3 protein-coding genes, 1 tRNA gene and 1 pseudogene are annotated in these 3,646 nt (G+C 61.9%); 2 read left to right on the top strand and 3 right to left on the bottom strand.

Annotation, left to right across the window (positions count from 1 at the left end):
* Positions 1 to 291 (bottom strand): annotated as a pseudogene (locus H926_RS35160) (hypothetical protein); the annotation flags it as partial.
* Between the two features lie 138 nt (positions 292 to 429).
* Here H926_RS35160 and H926_RS29660 point away from each other — a divergent pair.
* Positions 430 to 1,068, top strand: a complete 639-nt coding sequence (locus tag H926_RS29660) for a TetR/AcrR family transcriptional regulator (protein WP_022678061.1) — start codon at positions 430 to 432, stop codon at positions 1,066 to 1,068.
* Positions 1,069 to 1,318: 250 nt separating this feature from the next.
* Here H926_RS29660 and H926_RS0121325 read toward each other — a convergent pair whose 3' ends face one another.
* Together H926_RS0121325 and H926_RS0121320 are read right to left on the bottom strand one after the other, a co-directional pair.
* Positions 1,319 to 2,569, bottom strand: a complete 1,251-nt coding sequence (locus H926_RS0121325) for a tyrosine-type recombinase/integrase (protein WP_022678060.1) — start codon at positions 2,567 to 2,569, stop codon at positions 1,319 to 1,321.
* A gap of 167 nt (positions 2,570 to 2,736) precedes the next feature.
* Positions 2,737 to 2,810: transfer RNA gene (locus H926_RS0121320), tRNA-Gly, on the bottom strand.
* 164 nt (positions 2,811 to 2,974) lie between these two features.
* Between H926_RS0121320 and H926_RS35155 the strand changes: the two genes are divergently transcribed.
* The coding region (locus H926_RS35155) for a CoA-binding protein (RefSeq protein ID WP_237741140.1) at positions 2,975 to 3,646 on the top strand (672 nt) is incomplete at its 3' end.

The following is a 3,646-nucleotide window of genomic DNA, read 5'->3' as shown; positions in this document are numbered from 1 at the left end:
GCCCCACCCCAGCCGCTGCAGGCTGGTCGTGTCGGACACGCCCGCGCGGATCAGTTCGCTGCCCGACACGGCGGTGATCGCCACGGCGGCCTTCTGCACGCTTTCCACGCGGCGCTGCGCGGTCACAACGATGTCCTGCAGGCCGGGCGTTTCGGCGGCCGGGGCCGGTGTTGCCTGGCTCTGGGCCGCAGCCTGCGCCGGGGCCTGGGCCGGAATCTGGGCATGGGCCTGCGGCGCGGCGGCCATGCCAACGCCCACCAACAACAGCTTGCGCAACACCTTCACGGTCATCGTCATCTCTCCCCTGTCGCCGCCCTGCTTCGAGCTTGCGATTCTTCATATGGATTCTACAAATGTAGAATACATCTGCTATTGTCAAGCGAGGCAAGGCAGGCGAAAGGCAGAAGCAATCAGCAGAGAGTGCAAAACATGATCGAACAGCGCGAAAAACCGGCCAATGCCGCCGGGCGCACCCGCGACAATGGCAACCGGCGCGAGGAACTGGCGCGCGGCGCACTCGAAGTGCTGGGCGAGCATGGGAGCCGCGGCTTTACCCATCGCGCCGTCGACCGGCATCTGGGCCTGCCGGAGGGCACGACATCGGCCTATTTCCGCCGGCGCGAGGATTTGGTGGCGATGGTGATCCGCCATGTCTTCGCCGCCGACGCCAAGCAATTGGACGGTATCATCAGCCGGATCGAGGCGATGTGTGGCGACCGTCCGACGGTGGAGGTGGTGGCGCAATGTTGCCATGACATGTGGCTGAATGTTTCGGCACAGGCCCGCGGAACCGATGTTTTGGCGCGCTATGAGTGCTTCATTCTGGCGCGCCGCGATCCTGAATTGATGCAACTGGTCGAGAATGTCATGCTGCGCCGCCAAAACCGGTGGGAGCCGATTTTCGAAAAGCTTGGCTCAAGCGATCCGATAGCATCGGCACGTGATCTGGGCCTGCTTTTGCGCAGCCTGTTCTTCTCGGAAATCTTCTTCCCCACCACACTGTCGCGATGTTCCAGCCCAATCGATCTGTCGTTCTTCATCCGCGAAGTTAAGCGCGTCACGGGATGAAATGCTCGTCATGATACCTTTGTGTCGAGGCCCATGTTTGAGCTGCTTTTTGCACCATGTTGTGACCCGAATGAACCTACGACCGGTTTCGAGGTGATAACTCAAGTGTATGTACGTCCTGATTGGCGGCGACAATCATCGACGAGGCGCTGCGAGTCGAACGGCAAATGTCGGCGTGTACCACCGTTCCCGGCACTGCATAGGAACGGCACGATCTGGTCGAATCCGACCGTGGCCCGACTGATCGCCATCAGCCGAGCGCTGCTTGCCCGAAGTTCGGTCGCAGCACCTTGGCGCCGTCGCGCAGACCATCAAGATAATCGGACCAGTGCTGTATCATACGCACTCGCTCTTCCCAATATTGCCCGCGCGTGTAGGCGCGGCGAACGGCGTTGGCTTCGACGTGGGCAAGCTGGCGTTCGATAGCGTCGGCGTTCCACAGCCCCATTTCGTTGAGTAGCGTTGCGGCCATGGCGCGAAAGCCGTGGGCGGTCATCTCGTCCTTGCCGTAGCTCATGCGGCGCAAAGCCGCGTTGATTGTGTTGTCCGACATTGGCCGATTGGCCGAGCGCAATGAAGGGAAGAGGTAAGGGCTGTAGGCCGCATCGTGTTCGATCTCGCGAATAATCGCGATCGCCTGCTTGGAAAGCGGCACGGCGTGCGGCCGGCGCATTTTCATTTTGTGCTCGGGGATCGTCCAGACCTTGCGGTCGAAATCGATCTCCTTCCATTCGGCATGGCGTAGCTCACCGGGGCGAACAAAGACATGCGGCAACAGGCGCATTGCGATGCGCGTCTGCGTGTCGCCCTCATAATCCTCGATCGAGCGGAGGAGAGCCCCGGCCTCCTTGGGCGTCGTAATCGCAGCGCGGTGAACAACCTTGGGCGTGACCAGCGCGCCGCGCAGGTCGGCGCAGACGTCGCGCTCGGCGCGTGCGGTCGCGATGGCGAAGCGGAACACTTGGCTGCACGTCGTGCGCACGCTGGTAGCGGTGTAGAACTTTTTGGTGCGTTCGATCTTCTTGAGCGCCAGCAGCACCTCGTGCGCAGATATCTTGGAAATCGGCCGCCTGCCGATCGCCGGCATGACCAACCCCAACTGCCATTCGTACTTCTTGATCGAAGCAGCGGCGCGCTCCTCAAGCCGGACCTTCTCCAGCCATTCGTCGGCAACAGCCTTGAAGGTGTTCGACGCTGCTACCGAATCTGCAATCTTGTTGAGCTTGGCCTGATCGACCGGGTCGATGCCGTCGGCCAGCAATCGGCGAGCTTGCAGCAGACGTTCTCGCGCATCGGCCAGCAGCACCTCTGGATAGCGGCCGAAGGTGATCGTGCGCTGGAAGTCGTGGAAGCGGTAGTTCATCCGCCAGTAGCGGGTTCCACTCGGCTTCACGAGGAGATATAGTCCGTCCCGGTCAGACAGCTTGTACGGCTTGTCCTTGGGCTTGGCGCGCGCGACAGATGCCGCCGTAAGCCCTGATTTTCCTGCTTTTTCGGCCATGTTGATGGACCTCCGACAGCGCAAATTGGCCGCAGGTCCATCAAGTGATCCATCATTCGTCTGAGATTGAGTGGAACATGTCCGGAACTGCCCGGAAATTATACCACCGAAAAACCGCAGAAAACAGCCACTTATGAGGCGTTTTGGCACCCCGTGAGAGGAGGCTCTGGAGCGGGTAGCGGGAATCGAACCCGCATAACTAGCTTGGAAGGCTAGGGCTTTACCACTAAGCTATACCCGCCCGCATCCAGGCTTTGCGCTTGCCATGGGCAGTCGGGTTTCGTCAACCCCGGGCTTACCTATCATTCCGGCGTTTGCGGTGGATGGCCTTTGGGCCAGTCGCGCACTCGCCGCTTGCCGCGTTTCGCTGATTGTTATAAGTCATAGCGAAATTCGGAGGATGTCATGGCTGTTGAACCCGTTCTGTCGCATCAGGCGATCGCCCGTTTCCTGCGCCCGCAATCGGTGGCCGTGGTCGGCGCGTCCGACAAGCCCGGCGCGCTGGGGGCTACTTTGCTCAGCAACCTGGATCGCAATGGCTATGCCGGGGCGATCTATCCGGTAAATCCCAAGCGCAGCGAAATCGGCGGGCGGCCCTGTTATGCCAGCGTCGATGCCCTGCCCGAAGGGGTGGACGTGGCAGTGCTGGCCATTCCGCGCGTTGGCGTGCTCGATGCCGTGCGCAGCCTGGCGGCGCGCAAGGCGGGCGGCGTGGTGATCTTTTCGGCCGGCTTTGCCGAAGGTGGGGAAGAGGGCCTGGCCGAGCAGCGCGAGATTGCCCGGCTGGCGGCTGAGGGGGGCATGGTGGTGGAAGGCCCCAATTGCCTGGGCCTGGTCAACTATGTCGACCGCATTCCGCTGACCTTCGTGGAAACCGATGCCGTGCCGCCGGCCGGCCGGCGCGCGGTGGGCATCGTTTCGCAATCGGGCGCCATGGCGGCGGTGCTGGGCACCATGCTGTTGGCGCGGGAATGCGGAGTTTCCTATTCGGTGTCGACCGGCAACGAGGCGGCGAGCGGCGTGGAGGACTATGTCGATTGGCTGGTCGACGATCCCGACACCCACGCCATTGCCATG

Origin of the sequence: Novosphingobium sp. B-7, from assembly GCF_000410615.1 — a bacterium.
In the GTDB taxonomy this organism is placed as follows: Bacteria; Pseudomonadota; Alphaproteobacteria; order Sphingomonadales; family Sphingomonadaceae; genus Novosphingobium; species Novosphingobium capsulatum.
Note: the sequence above shows the minus strand (reverse complement) of the source record. Positions and strands in the feature narration are given on the sequence as shown.

Coding starts and splice junctions, on each gene's coding strand:
- H926_RS29660 (WP_022678061.1), top strand. CDS start 430: ATGATCGAACAGCGCGAAAAACCGGCCAATGCCGCCGGGCGCACCCGC.
- H926_RS0121325 (WP_022678060.1), bottom strand. CDS start 2,569: ATGGCCGAAAAAGCAGGAAAATCAGGGCTTACGGCGGCATCTGTCGCG.